The organism is Burkholderia sp. AW33-5 (genome assembly GCF_053427615.1).
The window spans coordinates 1-17,998 of sequence record NZ_JBSAXA010000042.1; the positions used below are offsets into that span (position 1 = coordinate 1).

The window sequence follows — 17,998 nt, forward strand, 5'->3', positions numbered from 1 at the left end:
TTTTGCCATGATTCTCTTCTTTCAAAAAATATCGGTTGGTAGCTTCAGATTTACTTCGACTTCGCGCTGATGATCGCTTCAGCAACGTTGCGCGGAGCTTCAGCGTAGTGCTTGAACTCCATCGTGTACGTTGCACGACCTTGCGTCAGCGAACGCAGCGACGTCGAGTAACCGAACATTTCCGACAGCGGCACTTCGGCGCGAACGATCTTGCCGCCGCCAACCATGTCTTCCATGCCCTGGACGATACCGCGACGGCCCGACAGGTCGCCCATCACGTTGCCCATGTAGTCTTCCGGCGTCTCGACTTCGACAGCCATCATCGGCTCGAGGACGACCGGGTTCGCCTTGCGCATCGCTTCCTTGAACGCCATCGAACCGGCCATGCGGAACGCGTTTTCGTTCGAGTCAACGTCGTGGTACGAACCGAACGTCAGGTGAACCTTCACATCGACGACCGGGAAGCCAGCCAGCACGCCCGACTTCAGCGTGTCCTGGATACCCTTGTCGACCGCCGGGATGTATTCACGCGGAATCACACCACCCTTGATCTCGTCGAAGAACTCGTAGCCCTTGCCCTGTTCGTTCGGCTCGAGCGTGATGACCGCGTGACCGTACTGGCCGCGACCACCCGACTGCTTGACGAACTTGCCGTCGACGTCCTTCGCCGTCGAACGGATCGTTTCGCGGTATGCAACCTGCGGCTTGCCGACGGTCGCTTCCACGCCGAATTCACGCTTCATCCGGTCGACCAGAATTTCGAGGTGGAGCTCGCCCATGCCCGAAATGATGGTCTGGCCCGATTCTTCGTCGGTCTGCACGCGGAACGACGGGTCTTCCTGCGCCAGACGGTTCAGCGCGAGGCCCATCTTTTCCTGGTCAGCCTTGGTCTTCGGCTCGACAGCCTGCGAAATCACCGGCTCCGGGAACACCATGCGCTCGAGAACGATCGGGTTCGCCGGGTCGCACAGCGTGTCGCCCGTAGTCGCTTCCTTCAGGCCGACCGCAGCAGCGATGTCGCCTGCACGGACTTCCTTGATTTCTTCACGCTGGTTCGCGTGCATCTGCAGAATACGACCGAGGCGTTCCTTCTTGCCCTTGGTCGAGTTCAGCAGCGTGTCGCCCGAGTTGACGACGCCCGAGTACACACGGAAGAAGATCAGCTGGCCGACGAACGGGTCGGTCATGATCTTGAACGCGAGCGACGAGAACTTCTCGTCGTCCGACGCCTTGCGCTCTGCTTCTTCACCGTTCTCGAGCTCGCCCTTGACCGGCGGGATGTCGACCGGCGACGGCAGGAAGTCGATCACGGCGTCGAGCATACGCTGCACGCCCTTGTTCTTGAACGCGGTACCGCACAGCATCGGCTGGATTTCGCACGCGATCGTACGGTCGCGCAGCGCCTTGACGATGTCGGCTTCCGGCAGATCGCCTTCTTCCAGGTACTTGTTCATCAGGTCTTCGCTGGCTTCAGCAGCCACTTCGACCATCTTTTCGCGCCATTCCTTGCAGGTCTCGGCGAGTTCGGCCGGGATGTCGACGTAGTCGAACTTCGTGCCTTGCGACGCTTCGTCCCAAATGATCGCCTTCATCTTGATCAGGTCGACCACGCCCTTGAAGTTTTCTTCCGAGCCGATCGGCACCACGACCGGAACCGGGTTCGCCTTCAGGCGCAGACGGAGCTGGTCGTAGACCTTGAAGAAGTTCGCGCCGGTACGGTCCATCTTGTTGACGAACGCGAGACGGGGCACCTTGTACTTGTTAGCCTGGCGCCACACCGTTTCCGACTGCGGCTGCACGCCGCCCACTGCGCAGTACACCATGCACGCGCCGTCGAGCACGCGCATCGAACGCTCCACTTCGATCGTGAAGTCGACGTGGCCCGGGGTGTCGATGATGTTGATGCGGTGTTCCGGATAGTTGCCGCCCATGCCTTTCCAGAAGGCCGTGGTAGCAGCGGACGTGATCGTGATGCCACGCTCCTGTTCCTGCTCCATCCAGTCCATCGTTGCTGCGCCGTCGTGGACTTCACCGATCTTGTGGTTCACACCGGTGTAAAACAGAATGCGCTCGGTCGTCGTCGTCTTGCCGGCGTCGATGTGAGCGCTAATACCGATATTGCGGTAGCGCTCGATAGGAGTCTTGCGAGCCACTTTGATCCTCTACTGGGATAACACGATGCAGCCCTGCTGCATCATGCTTCAACACAAACGGGCGAGGCGCCTGAAAAGCGCACCCGCCCGGAATTTATTTCCGCAAACAGCCCAGCCAGGCGCTTAGAAACGGAAATGCGAGAACGCGCGGTTGGCTTCTGCCATGCGGTGAACTTCATCGCGCTTCTTCATCGCGCCGCCACGGCCTTCGGCCGCTTCGGTGAGTTCGCCTGCCAGACGCAGAGCCATCGACTTCTCGCTGCGCTTCTTCGCAGCCTCACGCAGCCAGCGCATCGCCAATGCCATACGACGCGACGGGCGCACTTCGACCGGAACCTGATAGTTGGCACCACCAACGCGACGGCTCTTCACTTCGACCACCGGCTTCACGTTGTTGAGCGCAACGGTGAACACTTCCAGCGGGTCCTTGCCACCCTTGGTCTGGATTTGTTCGAATGCGCCATAAACGATGCGCTCTGCGACCGACTTCTTGCCGGACAGCATCAGCATGTTCATGAACTTGGCTACATCAACGTTGCCGAACTTCGGATCCGGCAACACTTCCCGCTTGGGGACTTCGCGACGACGCGGCATGATTCTTCCTTTACCTGTTCAGTTGGAGCTGCATCCAGCCCCGCGGTCACCAACAAACCCGATCACATCTTCACGACTAACCAGCTTGGCCGGGTGACCACTTACTCGACAGCACCGGCAATCCGGCACTCCCGCCTTGACCGCCCTGCGGCGATCCCTGATCAAAAACTGCTTACTTGGCAGCCTTTGCACGCTTCGCGCCGTACTTCGAGCGCGCTTGCTTACGGTCCTTGACGCCCTGGGTATCCAGCGAGCCGCGAACCATGTGGTAACGCACACCCGGCAAGTCCTTCACACGGCCGCCGCGGATCAGCACAACCGAGTGTTCCTGCAGGTTGTGGCCTTCACCGCCGATGTACGAAATCACTTCGAAGCCGTTCGTCAGACGAACCTTGGCGACCTTACGGAGTGCCGAGTTCGGCTTCTTCGGCGTCGTCGTGTACACACGGGTGCACACGCCGCGACGCTGGGGGCAGTCCTGCAGGGCCGGGCTCTTGCTCTTCGTCGTTTCCGACTGACGGCCTTTGCGAACCAGTTGGTTGATGGTTGGCATTGTTTATTCCTGAAATTGAACAAAATCTGCACATCGATTTCGGGCAAAGCGAGAATCGACGCACAGTTGACTTCCGAACCGGCGATACGGACACGAACCTTCGAACGCGACTCGGCCCACCGAATACCGGAACCCAGCATGATATTCCGGAAATACCAACTAAGTCAACGGCTTGCGTGATTTGCCAGCCGCGCGGGCAGTTTACCGGAAGGGTCGGAACACCTGTGTCATGCCGATTCGACGACGTCGATGATCTCGTCGCCGAAGCGTTCCAGCTTGCGCACGCCCATGCCGGGGATGTGGCGCAGGTCGTCGATCGTCTCCGGCGCGTTGCGCGCGATTTCGGCCAGCGTCGCGTCGTGGAAGATCACGTAGGCCGGCACGCCGTCGGACTTCGCGGTTTCCGCGCGCCACGCGCGCAGCGCATCCCAGCGTGCGCGCTCGCGCGTGCCCATGCCGGCCGTCGGGTCGACCCGCGTGCCGCTGCGGCTCGACGACTGGCGCGTGCGCTGCGGCTTCACGTAGCGGCGCAGCGTGACCTTCTCTTCGTTCTTCAGCACAGGCTTCGCGGCCTCGGTCAGCATCAATGCGCCGAAGCCGCCATGGTCGACCGCCAGATAGCCGTACGCCACGAGCTGCCGGAAAATCGCGCGCCACTCGGGCTCGGACAGCGACGCGCCGATGCCGAACGTACTGAGCTGGTCGTGGCCGCGCTGCAGCACCTTCTCGGTGCGGCCGCCGCGCAGGATCTCGATCAGATGGCTCGAGCCGAAATTGAAGCCGCTCGCGCGCTGCGCGCGGAATACGCACGACAGCGCCATCTGCGCCTCGCGCGTCGCGTCCCACGAATCGGGCGGCTCGAGGCACGTGTCGCAGTTTCCGCACGGCTGGCTCGCCTCGCCGAAGTAGTTCAGAAGCCGCACACGCCGGCACGAGATCGTCTCGCACAGCCCGAGCAGCGCATCGAGCTTCGACGTCTGCACGCGCTTGTGCGCGTCGTCCGCATCGGACTCGTCGATCATCTTGCGCTGCTGGACGACGTCGCCGAGCCCATACGCCATCCACGCGTTCGCCGGCATCCCGTCGCGACCCGCACGGCCGGTTTCCTGGTAGTAGCCTTCGACGCTCTTCGGCAAATCGAGATGGGCGACGAAGCGCACGTCCGGTTTGTCGATGCCCATGCCGAACGCGATGGTCGCGCACATCACGATGCCTTCCTCGCGCTGGAACATTTCCTGGTGCTTCTGTCGCACCTCGAACTCCATCCCCGCGTGATACGGCAGCGCGCGCACGCCCTGTGCCTTCAGCCATTCGGCCGTTTCCTCGACCTTGCGGCGCGACAGGCAGTAGACGACGCCTGCGTCGGTCGTGCCGTCCGCGTTCGTGTGCTCCGCGCGGATGAAGTCGAGCAGCTGCGCGCGCGCGTTGTCCTTCTCGACGATCCGGTAGCGGATGTTCGGCCGGTCGAAGCTCGACACGAACACGCGCGCATCGTCGAGCGCGAGGCGATGGATGATCTCGTCTCGCGTGATCGCGTCGGCGGTGGCCGTCAGCGCGATGCGCGGCACCGACGGGAAACGCTCGTGCAGCACCGACAGCTGGATGTATTCGGGACGGAAGTCATGCCCCCACTGCGACACGCAGTGCGCCTCGTCGATCGCGAACAGGCCGATCTTCGCGCGCTCGAGCAGGTCGAGGAAGCGCCCGGTCATCAAACGCTCCGGCGCGACGTACAGCAGGTCGATCTCGCCCTCGCGCAGCGCGCGCTCGGTCGCCGCGGCCTCGGCGCCCGACAGCGTCGAGTTCAGGTAGGCCGCGCGCACGCCGACTTCGCTGAGCGCGGCGACCTGGTCCTGCATCAGCGCGATCAGCGGCGATACCACGATGCCGGCGCCCTGCCCGGCTTCGCGACGCAGCAGCGCCGGAATCTGGTAGCACAGCGACTTGCCGCCGCCCGTCGGCATCAGCACGAGGCAATCGCCGCCGCCGGCGACATGTTCGACGATCTCGCCCTGCTGGCCGCGAAATGCGGAATAACCAAAGACTTCGTCGAGGATTTCGAGGGCGCGGGACATGAATGATGAGAACGAGGACGGCGGAACGATGACCGCGATTTTAACAACCCGCTCGCGCAGCGCGCGGCGAATCGTGCAACGTTGGCCAATCGACCGAGTTCGTTCGCGCACATGACGGGCCTGCGCAAGCGTGCGGCAAGCCCGTCATGCACGTGAACGACGGATAAAAAAAACCGCCCGGCGGACCGGGCGGTTTCGACGACAGCGAATACGCAACGTGAGGCGGCTCGCGCCGCCCGTGCTTATTCGGCTGCCGGGTGTTGCGGCTCTTCCGCAGGCGCGCTCGGCGTGCCGAAGTCGAATGCCTCTTCCGCTGCGATCTGATCGAAACGCTCGCGGTCGGACATCTCCTTCGCCTTGCGTGCCTTGTGGAACGCGAGACCCGTACCGGCCGGGATCAGACGGCCGACGATCACGTTTTCCTTCAGACCGCGCAGATCGTCGCGCTTGCCCATGATCGCCGCTTCGGTCAGCACGCGGGTCGTTTCCTGGAACGATGCCGCCGAGATGAACGAGTCGGTCGACAGCGACGCCTTCGTGATACCGAGGAGCACGTTGTCGTACGACGCCGGACGCTTGTTCTCGGCGATCATGCGATCGTTCTCGTCCAGCATGTCGGAACGCTCGACCTGTTCGCCCGGGATGAAGCGCGTATCACCGTTGTCGGTGATCTGCACACGACGCAGCATCTGGCGAACGATCACCTCGATGTGCTTGTCGTTGATCTTCACGCCCTGCAGACGATACACGTCCTGCACTTCGTCGACGATGTAGCGCGACAGCGCCTCGATACCCTGCAGACGCAGGATGTCGTGCGGATCGGCCGGGCCGTCCACGATCATTTCGCCCTTGTTGACGACCTGAGCATCGTGGACCAGCACCTGCTTTTCCTTCGCGATCAGGAACTCGTGCTGATTGCCTTCGAGGTCCGTGATGACGAGACGCTGCTTGCCCTTCGTGTCCTTGCCGAACGACGTCGTGCCGGTGACTTCCGCGAGAATGCCGGCATCCTTCGGCGAACGCGCTTCGAACAGTTCCGCCACCCGCGGCAGACCGCCGGTAATGTCACGCGTCTTCTGCGCTTCGGTCGGGATACGTGCGAGCACTTCACCCACCTGCACTTGCTGGCCGTCCTTCACGGTGATCAGTGCGCCGACCTGGAAGCCGATCTGCACCGCGTGTTCCGTGCCCGGGATCTTCACTTCGTCGCCGTTCGCGTCGAGCAGCTTCACCTGCGGACGCACGCTCTTCGAAGCTTGCGAACCGCGACGCTTCACGTCGATCACGACCAGCGTCGACAGGCCGGTCACGTCGTCGATCTGCTTCGCGACGGTCACGCCTTCCTCGACGTTCTCGAACTTCACCGTACCACCGTACTCGGTGATGATCGGACGCGTCATCGGATCCCACGTCGCCAGCTGCGTGCCGGCCTTGATCGCCGCGCCGTCGAGCTGCAGCAGCGTCGCGCCGTACGGGATCTTGTGACGTTCGCGCTCGCGGCCGATATCGTCGGTGATCAGCGCCTCGCCCGAACGCGAGATGACGATCTGCTCGCCCTTCGCGTTGGTGACGTAACGCATCGTCGCCGTGAAACGCACGATACCGTTGCTCTTCGCTTCGACCGACGACGCCACTGCCGCACGCGATGCCGCACCACCGATGTGGAACGTACGCATCGTCAGCTGCGTGCCCGGTTCACCGATCGACTGTGCCGCGATCACGCCGACTGCTTCGCCGACGTTCACGAGCGAGCCGCGGCCGAGGTCACGGCCGTAGCAGGCCGCGCACAGACCATAACGCGTTTCGCAGGTCAGCGGCGTGCGCACGCGCACTTCGTCGATGCCGAGGCGTTCGATTTCCTCGACCGCCGTTTCGTCGAGCAGCGTGCCCGATTCGTACAGCGTTTCCTGCGTTTCCGGGTTCACGACGTCCGCGACCGCGACGCGGCCGAGGATACGGTCGCGCAGTGCCTCGACGACCTCACCGCCTTCGACCAGCGCCTTCATCGCCACGCCGTTCGACGTGCCGCAATCGTCCTCGACCACCACCAGATCCTGCGTGACGTCGACGAGACGACGGGTCAGGTAACCCGAGTTTGCCGTCTTCAGTGCCGTATCAGCCAGACCCTTACGTGCACCGTGGGTCGAGATGAAGTACTGCAACACGTTCAGGCCTTCGCGGAAGTTCGCGGTAATCGGCGTCTCGATAATCGAGCCGTCCGGCTTCGCCATCAGGCCGCGCATACCGGCCAGCTGACGAATCTGCACCGCCGAACCCCGGGCGCCCGAGTCGGCCATCATGTAGATCGAGTTGAACGACTCCTGGCGCGTCTCGTTGCCGTCGCGGTCCGTCACCGGCTCCGTCGACAGCTGCTCCATCATCGCCTTGCCGACCGCTTCCGACGTCGCCGACCAGATGTCGACCACGTTGTTGTAGCGTTCCTGCGCGGTGACGAGACCCGACATGTACTGGCGGTCGTACTCCTTCACCTTCTTCGCGGCGTCGCCGACGATCGTTTCCTTCTGCGGCGGCACGAGCATGTCGTCCACGCAGATCGAAATGCCGGCGCGCGTCGCGAGGCGGAAACCCGACTGCATCAGCTGGTCGGCGAACACGACCGTCGCACGCAGACCGCACTTGCGGAATGCGGTGTTGATCAGGCGCGAGATTTCCTTCTTCTTCAGCGGCTTGTTCAGCACCGAGAACGGCAGGCCGTGCGGCAGGATCTCCGACAGGATCGCGCGACCGACGGTCGTCGCGTACAGCGAGATCTTCGGCACGAATTGCGGCGCGCCTTCCGACGTGTCTTCGTTGCGGACCATTTCGGTGATCCGCACGTTGACGCGCGATGCCAGCTCGACTTCCTTGTTCTCGTACGCGCGGATCACTTCCGACACGCCGGTGAACGACAGGCCTTCGCCCTTGCCGTTGATCGCTTCGCGGGTCGCGTAGTACAGACCCAGCACGATATCCTGCGACGGCACGATCGACGGATCGCCGTTGGCCGGGAACAGCACGTTGTTCGACGCCAGCATCAGCGTGCGCGCTTCCATCTGCGCTTCGAGCGACAGCGGCACGTGAACGGCCATCTGGTCACCGTCGAAGTCGGCGTTGAACGCCGCGCAGACGAGCGGGTGCAGCTGGATCGCCTTGCCTTCGATCAGCACGGGCTCGAACGCCTGGATACCGAGACGGTGCAGCGTCGGCGCACGGTTCAGCATCACCGGGTGCTCGCGGATCACCTCTTCGAGGATGTCCCACACCACCGGCGTCTGGTTCTCGACTTCCTTCTTCGCAGCCTTGATGGTCGTCGCGACGCCCATCACTTCCAGCTTGTTGAAGATGAACGGCTTGAACAGCTCGAGCGCCATCAGCTTCGGCAGACCGCACTGGTGCAGCTTCAGCGTCGGGCCGACCACGATGACCGAACGGCCCGAGTAGTCGACGCGCTTGCCCAGCAGGTTCTGACGGAAACGACCGCCCTTGCCCTTGATCATGTCGGCGAGCGACTTCAGCGGACGCTTGTTCGCGCCCGTCATCGCCTTGCCGCGACGACCGTTGTCGAGCAGTGAGTCGACGGCTTCCTGCAGCATCCGCTTTTCGTTGCGGACGATGATTTCAGGGGCCTTCAGCTCGAGCAGACGCTTCAACCGGTTGTTACGGTTGATCACGCGGCGATAGAGGTCGTTCAGGTCCGACGTCGCGAAACGGCCGCCGTCCAGCGGCACGAGCGGACGCAGTTCCGGCGGCAGCACCGGCAGCACTTCGAGGATCATCCACTCGGGCTTGATGCCCGAGCGCTGGAATGCCTCGAGGACCTTCAGGCGCTTCGCGTACTTCTTGATCTTCGCTTCCGAGCCGGTGTTCTTCAGCTCGGTGCGCAGCGTCTCGACCTGCTCGTCGATGTTGATCGCGCGCAGCAGTTCACGCACGCCTTCCGCGCCCATTTCGGCACGGAATTCGTCGCCGTATTCCTCGACCTTGTTGTAGTAATCCTCTTCGGTCATGATCTGCCGCGCCTTCAGCGGCGTCATGCCCGGTTCGATCACCACGTATGCTTCGAAGTACAGCACGCGTTCGATGTCGCGCAGCGTCATGTCGAGCACCATGCCCAGACGCGACGGCAGCGACTTCAGGAACCAGATGTGCGCGACCGGCGAGGCCAGCTCGATGTGGCCCATCCGTTCACGACGCACCTTCGCCAGCGTCACTTCGACGCCGCACTTCTCGCAGATCACGCCGCGGTGCTTCAGACGCTTGTACTTGCCGCACAGGCACTCGTAGTCCTTGATCGGCCCGAAGATCTTCGCGCAGAAGAGACCATCGCGTTCCGGCTTGAACGTACGGTAGTTGATGGTCTCCGGCTTCTTCACTTCACCGAACGACCACGAACGGATCTTGTCCGGCGAGGCCAGACCGATCTTGATCGCGTCGAAAACTTCTTCCTGTTGGACTTGCTTGAATAGATCGAGCAGAGCTTTCATTGCTTTCTCTCCGTAGTCCGATTAATTGCGGTCGAGATCGATGTCGATACCGAGCGAGCGGATTTCCTTCACGAGCACGTTGAAGGATTCCGGCATGCCTGCATCGATCACGTGATCGCCCTTCACGAGGTTCTCATAAACCTTCGTCCGGCCGGTCACGTCGTCCGACTTCACCGTCAGCATTTCCTGCAGCACGTAGGACGCGCCGTACGCTTCGAGTGCCCACACTTCCATTTCACCGAAACGCTGGCCACCGAACTGCGCCTTACCACCCAGCGGCTGCTGCGTGACGAGCGAGTACGGGCCGGTCGAACGCGCGTGCATCTTGTCGTCGACCAAGTGGTGCAGCTTCAGGTAGTGCATGTAACCCAGCGTCACGCGACGTTCGAACATCTCGCCCGTGCGGCCGTCGTACAGGCGGACCTGGTTCTTCGACGGGTTCATGCCGAGCTGTTCCGCGATGTCGTCCGGGAACGCGAGGTCGAGCATCTTGCCCATTTCTTCCTCGGTCGCACCGTCGAACACCGGCGTTGCGAACGGCACGCCTTCGCGCAGGTTCTTCGCGAGTTCGAGGATCTCGTCGTCGGTGAAGCTTTCCAGGTCTTCCTGGCGGCCCGACTCGTTGTAGATCTTCGTCAGGAACACACGCAGTTCCTCGATCTTCGCCTGACGCTGCAGCATTTCGCCGATACGCCAGCCGAGGCCCTTCGCGGCCCAGCCGAGGTGCACTTCCAGAACCTGACCCACGTTCATCCGCGACGGCACGCCGAGCGGGTTCAGCACGACGTCTGCCGGACGGCCATCGGCCATGTACGGCATGTCTTCGATCGGGACGATCTTCGACACGACACCCTTGTTACCGTGGCGGCCTGCCATCTTGTCGCCAGGCTGCAGGCGGCGCTTCACCGCGAGGTACACCTTGACCATCTTCAGCACGCCCGGCGGCAGTTCGTCGCCTTGCGTGAGCTTCTTGCGCTTCTCTTCGAACGCGAGATCGAACTGGTGACGCTTTTCTTCGATCGAGTTCTTGATCGCTTCGAGCGATGCCGCTGCTTCGTCGTCCGCGAGGCGGATGTCGAACCAGTGGTAGTGGTCGAGATCTTCCAGGTAAGCCTGGTCGATCTTCGTGCCCTTCGCGAGCTTCTTCGGACCGCCGTTCGCGACCTTGCCCACCAGCATCCGTGCGAGACGCTGGAACGCGTCGCCTTCCACGATGCGCAGCTGGTCGTTCAGGTCGAGACGGTAGCGCTTCAGTTCGTCGTCGATGATCTGTTGCGCACGCTTGTCGCGCTGGATGCCTTCACGCGTGAACACCTGGACGTCGATCACGGTACCGCTCATGCCCGACGGCACGCGCAGCGACGTGTCCTTCACGTCCGAAGCCTTCTCGCCGAAGATCGCGCGCAGCAGCTTCTCTTCCGGCGTCAGCTGGGTCTCGCCCTTCGGCGTGACCTTGCCGACCAGCACGTCGCCCGCTTCGACTTCCGCACCGATGTACACGATGCCCGATTCGTCGAGACGGCCGAGCTGGACTTCCGCCAGGTTCGAGATGTCGCGCGTGATTTCTTCCGGCCCGAGCTTCGTGTCGCGTGCAACGACGTTCAGCTCTTCGATGTGGATCGACGTATAGCGATCGTCGGCCACGACCTTCTCCGAGATCAGGATCGAGTCCTCGAAGTTGTAGCCGTTCCACGGCATGAACGCGATCAGCATGTTCTGGCCGAGCGCGAGCTCGCCCAGGTCCGTCGAGGCGCCGTCGGCCAGCACGTCGCCGCGCGAGACCTTGTCGCCCATCTTCACGATCGGACGCTGGTTGATGTTCGTGTTCTGGTTCGAACGCGTGTACTTGATCAGGTTGTAGATGTCGACGCCGACTTCACCTGCGACCGCTTCGTCGTCGTTCACGCGAATCACGATACGGCCTGCGTCGACATAGTCGACGACGCCGCCCCGGAACGCCTGAACCGTCGTGCCCGAGTCGACCGCGCAGGTACGCTCGATGCCCGTACCGACGACCGGCTTTTCCGGACGCAGACACGGCACGGCCTGACGCTGCATGTTCGAACCCATCAGTGCACGGTTCGCATCGTCGTGCTCGAGGAACGGGATCAGCGAAGCGGCAACCGACACGATCTGCGACGGCGCGACGTCCATGTACTGGATGCGGTCCGGCGTGACCATCATCGTTTCGCCGGCTTCACGCGACGACACGAGTTCGTCGACCAGCGTGCCGTTCTCGTCGATCGCGGCGTTCGCCTGCGCGATCATGTAGCGGCCTTCCTCGATCGCCGACAGGTAGTCGATCTGGTCGGTCACCTTGCTGTCCACGACCTTGCGGTACGGCGTCTCGAGGAAGCCGTACTCGTTCAGGTGCGCGTACAGTGCGAGCGAGTTGATCAGACCGATGTTCGGACCTTCCGGCGTTTCGATCGGGCACACGCGGCCATAGTGGGTCGGGTGCACGTCGCGAACTTCGAAGCCTGCGCGTTCGCGCGTCAGACCGCCCGGTCCCAGTGCGGAAACACGGCGCTTGTGCGTGATTTCCGACAGCGGGTTGGTCTGGTCCATGAACTGCGACAGCTGCGACGAACCGAAGAACTCGCGGATCGCCGACGAAATCGGCTTCGAGTTGATCAGGTCGTGCGGCATCAGGTTTTCGCTTTCGGCCTGGCCGAGGCGTTCCTTGACCGCGCGTTCGACACGCACGAGACCCGCGCGGAACTGGTTTTCCGCCAGTTCGCCGACGCAACGCACGCGACGGTTGCCGAGGTGGTCGATATCGTCCACTTCGCCCTTGCCGTTGCGCAGTTCGACGAGGATCTTGATCGTCGCGAGGATGTCGTCGTCCTGCAGCGTCATCGGGCCGGTGATCTCGTCACGGCTGACGCGGCGGTTGAACTTCATACGGCCGACCTTCGACAGGTCGTACGCTTCTTCGCTGTAGAACAGACGGTTGAACAGCGCCTCGACCGCTTCTTCGGTCGGCGGCTCGCCCGGACGCATCATGCGGTAGATCGCGATGCGCGCGGCCGTCTTGTCGGTCGTTTCGTCGACACGCAGCGTCGACGAGATGTACGGACCCTGGTCCAGATCGTTCGTGTAGAGCGTCTGGATGTCCTTGATGCCCGCTTCGCGCAGCTTCTCGAGCACGCTTTCCGTGACTTCGTCGTTCGCGGTCGCGATCACTTCGCCGGTATCGCCGTCGACGACGTTCTTCGCCAGCACGCGGCCGAGCAGATAGTCTTCCGGCACCGAGATGTACTTGGTCTTCGCGGCTTCGAGGTCGCGAATGTGCTTCGCGTTGATCCGCTTGTCCTTCTGGACGATGACCTTGCCGTCGCGATCCGTGATGTCGAAGCGCGCGACTTCACCACGCAGGCGCTCGGGCACGAACTCGAGTTGCGCGCCTTCGTCCATCAGCGTGAAGTTGTCGAACACGAAGAAGTTCGCGAGGATCTGTTCCGGCGTGAGGCCGATGGCCTTCAGCAGGATCGTGACCGGCATCTTGCGGCGACGGTCGACGCGGAAGTACAGGATGTCCTTCGGATCGAACTCGAAGTCGAGCCACGAGCCGCGGTACGGAATGATCCGTGCCGAGAACAGCAGCTTGCCCGAGCTGTGCGTCTTGCCCTTGTCGTGTTCGAAGAACACGCCCGGCGAACGGTGCAGCTGCGAGACGATGACACGCTCGGTGCCGTTGATGACGAACGAGCCCGTCGGCGTCATGAGCGGAATTTCGCCCATGTACACTTCCTGCTCCTTCACTTCCTTGACGACCGGCTTGTTCGGCGATTCCTTGTCGAGAATGACGAGGCGGACCTTCGCGCGCAGCGCGGAGCAGTACGTCAGGCCACGCTGCTGGCATTCCTTGATGTTGAATGCCGGCGCGGACAACGCATAGCTCACGAACTCGAGGCGCGCGAAGCCGTTGTGCGAAACAATGGGAAATACCGATGTGAATGCGGCTTGCAAACCTTCAGGCTTGCGTTGCGTGCCAGGCACATCAGCTTGCAGAAACGTGCTGAATGATTCAAGCTGGGTGGCCAGCAAGAACGGAACTTGGTGAACGATGGGGCGCTTCGCGAAACTCTTGCGAATGCGCTTCTTCTCGGTGAAGGAATATTGCATACGATCTCCGAATCACGGCGGGTGCTGTCGAGGCGGGATACCTGGACGTTTCGAACCCGAGTGTTCACCGACTGAGACCCGATGGCCGCCCGATGGCTTGAACGAGCCGAGAAGCTTGGTGGTTGGCCGCTACCAACCGCTGGCTGACGGCAGCGGATGCCTGTGTTGCCCGCTACCCGACCAAACTTGCCTTCTGCAGTCGCTTCAGAAGACAAAGAGAAACGCCGATCGCGACCATCGCTTACGATTCGGCGGTTTTCTTTGGCTTCTGGGGCCGATTATTCGGGCTCCCGAATGAGTGCCAGAATAACGTCCCCACAAAGCACAAAAAGGCCGGCGGTGAAAATACCGCCAGCCTTCGCACAGCGCGTCGAAACTTACTTGACTTCGACCTTCGCGCCTGCTTCTTCCAGCTTCTTCTTGGCTTCTTCAGCAGCAGCCTTGTCGACGCCTTCCTTGACAGCCTTCGGTGCGCCGTCAACGACGTCCTTCGCTTCCTTCAGGCCCAGGCCCGTCAGTTCGCGAACTGCCTTGATGACTGCAACCTTGTTGCTACCTGCTTCAGCCAGGACGACCGTGAATTCGGTCTTCTCTTCTGCAGCAGCAGCAGCGCCACCGCCTGCCGGGCCAGCGACTGCCACTGCAGCTGCCGACACGCCAAACTTCTCTTCGAATGCCTTGACCAGTTCGTTCAGTTCCAGAACGGTCATCCCTTCGACTGCTGCCAGGATGTCTTCTTTTGCGATTGCCATTTGAAATACTCCTAAATTGAATTCGGATACAGCCAGCGATCAGTGACGCTGATGCACGCTCGATTACGCAGCTTCCGCTTGCTTCTTCTCGGCCAGCGCGGCAAGAGCACGCGCGAAGCCCGAAACAGGCGATTGCATAACGAACAGCAGCTTCGAGAGCAGTTCTTCACGGCTCGGGATGCTTGCCAGCGCTTGCACGCCAGCCTTGTCCATCACCTTGCCATCGAACGAACCAGCCTTGATGACCAACTTGTCATTGCTCTTGCTGAAGTCGTTGACGACCTTAGCAGCAGCAATTGCATCTTCCGAGATGCCGTAGATCAGGGGGCCAGTCATCTGCTCTGCCAGCGGAGCAAAAGGCGTACCTTCAACAGCGCGACGCGCCAGCGTGTTCTTCAACACGCGCAGGTAAACCTGTTGCTCACGCGCTTTCGCGCGCAGCTTGGTCAGATCGCCAACCGCAATTCCACGATACTCAGCCAGCACAACGGTCTGGGCCTTCGCGACTTGCGCGGCAACCTCAGCGACGACGGCTTGCTTGTCTTCTCTATTAAGCGGCACGGTTAGCCTCCAGAAACGATACGTTCGGCACGAAACCTCACGTACCTCGTTCAACAACGGCGTCCGACCTCGTTAGGAGTATTTCCACCTCACGCCGTGAATCGCTTCACGACCTGCGGCTTCACCACTGCAAAACTTTTTCGGGTTCGCCATCTGCGTTGGCTTGAATTAAGGGATCGCCTGCCTGCTGCGCCCCACCAACGGTCTTTGATAACCGGTTGCCCGCCCTGCTGCACGAACAACCGCCCAAAGCCCATGAGGCCGCTTCGCGAACGAAGCGGCCCGAATACTTGCTTACTGTGCTGCCAGCGTAGCCTGGTCGACACGCACGCCGACACCCATCGTGCTCGACAGTGCGATCTTGCGCAGGTAGACGCCCTTGCTCGTTGCCGGCTTGGCCTTCTGCAGCGCTTCGATCAGTGCCGACAGGTTCGAACGCAGTGCGGTCGATTCGAACGATGCACGGCCGATGGTCGCGTGGATGATACCGGCCTTGTCGACACGGAATTGCACCTGACCAGCCTTCGCGTTCTTGACTGCAGTCGCGACGTCCGGCGTGACCGTGCCGACCTTCGGGTTCGGCATCAGGCCGCGCGGGCCGAGGATCTGACCGAGCGTACCGACGATACGCATCGTGTCCGGCGAAGCGATCACGATGTCGAAGTCCATCTGGCCAGCCTTGATCTGCTCAGCCAGGTCTTCCATACCGACGATTTCCGCGCCTGCCGCACGAGCCTGCTCGGCCTTGTCGCCTTGTGCGAACACGGCAACGCGAACCGACTTGCCCGTACCTGCCGGCAGAACGACCGAACCACGAACGACTTGGTCCGACTTCTTCGCGTCGATGCCGAGCTGGACTGCGACGTCGATCGATTCGTTGAACTTCGCGCTCGCGCATTCCTTCACGAGTGCCAGTGCGTCTTCGATCGCGTACAGCTTCTGACGGTCGACCTTGGCGGCAAATGCCTGACGGCGCTTGGAGATCTTAGCCATTTACACGCCCTCCACAGTGATGCCCATCGAGCGTGCGCTACCAGCGATGGTGCGAACGGCTGCGTCCAGATCAGCTGCCGTAAGGTCCGGCATCTTGGTCTTCGCGATTTCTTCGGCTTGAGCGCGCGTGATCGAACCGACCTTGTCGGTGTGCGGCTTGCTCGAGCCCTTGTCCACCTTCGCCGCCTTCTTGATCAGGACGGTCGCCGGCGGCGTCTTCATCACGAACGTGAAGCTCTTGTCAGCGTATGCCGTGATGACCACCGGCACCGGCAGACCCGGCTCCATGCCTTGAGTCTGCGCGTTGAACGCCTTGCAGAACTCCATGATGTTCAGGCCGCGCTGGCCCAGTGCCGGACCGACCGGCGGCGACGGGTTGGCTTTACCTGCAGGAATCTGCAGCTTGATAAAGCCGACAATCTTCTTTGCCATTTGTAAACCTCGTTGGAACGCCAGACGGCGTTCGGTGAGTGATAACGCGCGTTCGCCGTTGGCTACTGACGCTCCTCAACGGCCATAACGCGAGCCGTAAGCGCGAAGGTGGGCAGCCGAGGCTGCCCACCGAATCGGGATCAAACTTTTTCGACCTGACCGAACTCGAGTTCGACCGGGGTAGAGCGGCCAAAGATGGTGACCGACACACGCACGCGCGATTTTTCGTAGTTGACTTCCTCGACAGTGCCGTTGAAGTCCGTGAACGGGCCTTCCTTGACACGCACCATCTCGCCAACTTCGAACAGGGTCTTCGGGCGCGGCTTCTCGACGCCTTCCTGCATCTGCGACATGATCTTTTCGACTTCCTTCGGGGAAATCGGGGTCGGGCGGTTACGCGCACCGCCGACGAAACCCGTGACCTTCGCCGTGTTCTTCACGAGGTGCCACGTTTCGTCCGTCATCTCCATTTCCACCAGCACGTAGCCGGGGAAGAAACGACGCTCGGTTACAGCCTTGTGGCCACCTTTGACTTCGACCACTTCTTCGGTCGGAACCAGGATCTGACCGAATTTATCCTGCATGCCAGCACGTTCGATGCGCTCTTGAAGCGCGCGCTGCACGCTCTTCTCCATACCGGAGTAGGCGTGCACGACGTACCAACGCTTTCCGCTCGGGGATGCCGGAGTATCGCTCATATCATTTCCAACCCAGAATCGCCGAGAAAATCACCCATTCGATCGATTTGTCACTCAACCAGAGGAAAATCGCCATCACGAGCACGAAACCGAACACGACAAGCGTGGTTTGCGTTGCTTCCTTGCGGGTGGGCCAAACGACCTTGCGGACTTCCTTGTACGAATCCTTGGCAAATGCGATGAGGCTCTTGCCAGGCACGGACATCAGACCGACGGCCACGCCGGCGATGATACCTACCGCCAATGCGGCGCCGCGGACATACCACTGCTGGTTGGCCAGCCAGAAGAAGCCCACGAATCCGGCCAAGACCAGCAATACGCCCAGGGCCAGCATCAGCTTATCGCCGGAGGTATTTACAGTTTCGACGGATGGATTCGCCATAACACCTTAAAACAAATGCCACGTGGGACACGTGGCGATTTTTGGCAGGGGCAGAGGGAATCGAACCCCCAACCTTCGGTTTTGGAGACCGACGCTCTGCCAGTTGAGCTATACCCCTAAACCATGTTGGGGCCGGCTGCTGCCAGCCCCAAAACTGTCGATCAACGAATAACTGGCTTACTCGATGATCTTA

The 17,998-nt window shown here is 61.5% G+C and carries 12 protein-coding genes and 1 tRNA gene; all 13 read right to left on the reverse strand.

Translation table 11 applies throughout. The features are described 5' to 3' along the window. Positions 1-50 precede the first annotated feature (50 nt). The 13 genes from fusA to ACV22V_RS31540 all read right to left on the reverse strand — a co-directional run bounded on the left by fusA (position 51) and on the right by ACV22V_RS31540 (position 17,923). Entirely contained in the window at positions 51-2,153 is a 2,103-nt protein-coding gene (gene fusA, locus ACV22V_RS31480) for an elongation factor G (RefSeq protein WP_059535572.1), read from the reverse strand. Between the two features lie 123 nt (positions 2,154-2,276). Then, positions 2,277-2,747, reverse strand: a complete 471-nt coding sequence (rpsG, locus tag ACV22V_RS31485; RefSeq protein WP_034209730.1) for a 30S ribosomal protein S7 — start codon at positions 2,745-2,747, stop codon at positions 2,277-2,279. A gap of 172 nt (positions 2,748-2,919) precedes the next feature. Beyond that, on the reverse strand, positions 2,920-3,300 hold the full coding sequence (gene rpsL, locus ACV22V_RS31490; protein ID WP_006400662.1) for a 30S ribosomal protein S12: 381 nt from the start codon (positions 3,298-3,300) through the stop codon (positions 2,920-2,922). A 227-nt stretch (positions 3,301-3,527) separates the two neighbouring features. Next, positions 3,528-5,375 (reverse strand): DNA helicase RecQ, encoded by a 1,848-nt coding sequence (gene recQ, locus ACV22V_RS31495; protein WP_059535570.1) that lies wholly within the window; start codon positions 5,373-5,375, stop codon positions 3,528-3,530. Between the two features lie 242 nt (positions 5,376-5,617). Beyond that, positions 5,618-9,859 (reverse strand): DNA-directed RNA polymerase subunit beta', encoded by a 4,242-nt coding sequence (gene rpoC / locus ACV22V_RS31500; protein WP_059535568.1) that lies wholly within the window; start codon positions 9,857-9,859, stop codon positions 5,618-5,620. Between the two features lie 21 nt (positions 9,860-9,880). Then, positions 9,881-13,987, reverse strand: coding sequence for a DNA-directed RNA polymerase subunit beta (rpoB, locus tag ACV22V_RS31505; protein ID WP_059535566.1), 4,107 nt, complete (start codon positions 13,985-13,987; stop codon positions 9,881-9,883). A gap of 377 nt (positions 13,988-14,364) precedes the next feature. Next, a complete protein-coding gene (gene rplL, locus ACV22V_RS31510) occupies positions 14,365-14,739 on the reverse strand; it encodes a 50S ribosomal protein L7/L12 (protein WP_021161757.1) in 375 nt (124 codons plus the stop codon). Between the two features lie 63 nt (positions 14,740-14,802). Continuing rightward, positions 14,803-15,300 (reverse strand): 50S ribosomal protein L10, encoded by a 498-nt coding sequence (gene rplJ, locus ACV22V_RS31515; RefSeq protein WP_038715103.1) that lies wholly within the window; start codon positions 15,298-15,300, stop codon positions 14,803-14,805. A gap of 294 nt (positions 15,301-15,594) precedes the next feature. Further along, positions 15,595-16,293, reverse strand: a complete 699-nt coding sequence (rplA, locus tag ACV22V_RS31520) for a 50S ribosomal protein L1 (protein WP_059535563.1) — start codon at positions 16,291-16,293, stop codon at positions 15,595-15,597. Then, on the reverse strand, positions 16,294-16,725 hold the full coding sequence (gene rplK, locus ACV22V_RS31525; protein WP_006400671.1) for a 50S ribosomal protein L11: 432 nt from the start codon (positions 16,723-16,725) through the stop codon (positions 16,294-16,296). A 140-nt stretch (positions 16,726-16,865) separates the two neighbouring features. After that, the gene (gene nusG / locus ACV22V_RS31530) at positions 16,866-17,423 is read right to left on the reverse strand and encodes a transcription termination/antitermination protein NusG (protein ID WP_006400672.1); all 558 of its coding nucleotides are present in this window, start codon (positions 17,421-17,423) and stop codon (positions 16,866-16,868) included. A gap of 1 nt (position 17,424) precedes the next feature. Further along, a complete protein-coding gene (gene secE / locus ACV22V_RS31535; RefSeq protein ID WP_059535562.1) occupies positions 17,425-17,805 on the reverse strand; it encodes a preprotein translocase subunit SecE in 381 nt (126 codons plus the stop codon). 42 nt (positions 17,806-17,847) lie between these two features. After that, positions 17,848-17,923, reverse strand: a tRNA-Trp gene (locus tag ACV22V_RS31540). Positions 17,924-17,998 lie beyond the last annotated feature (75 nt).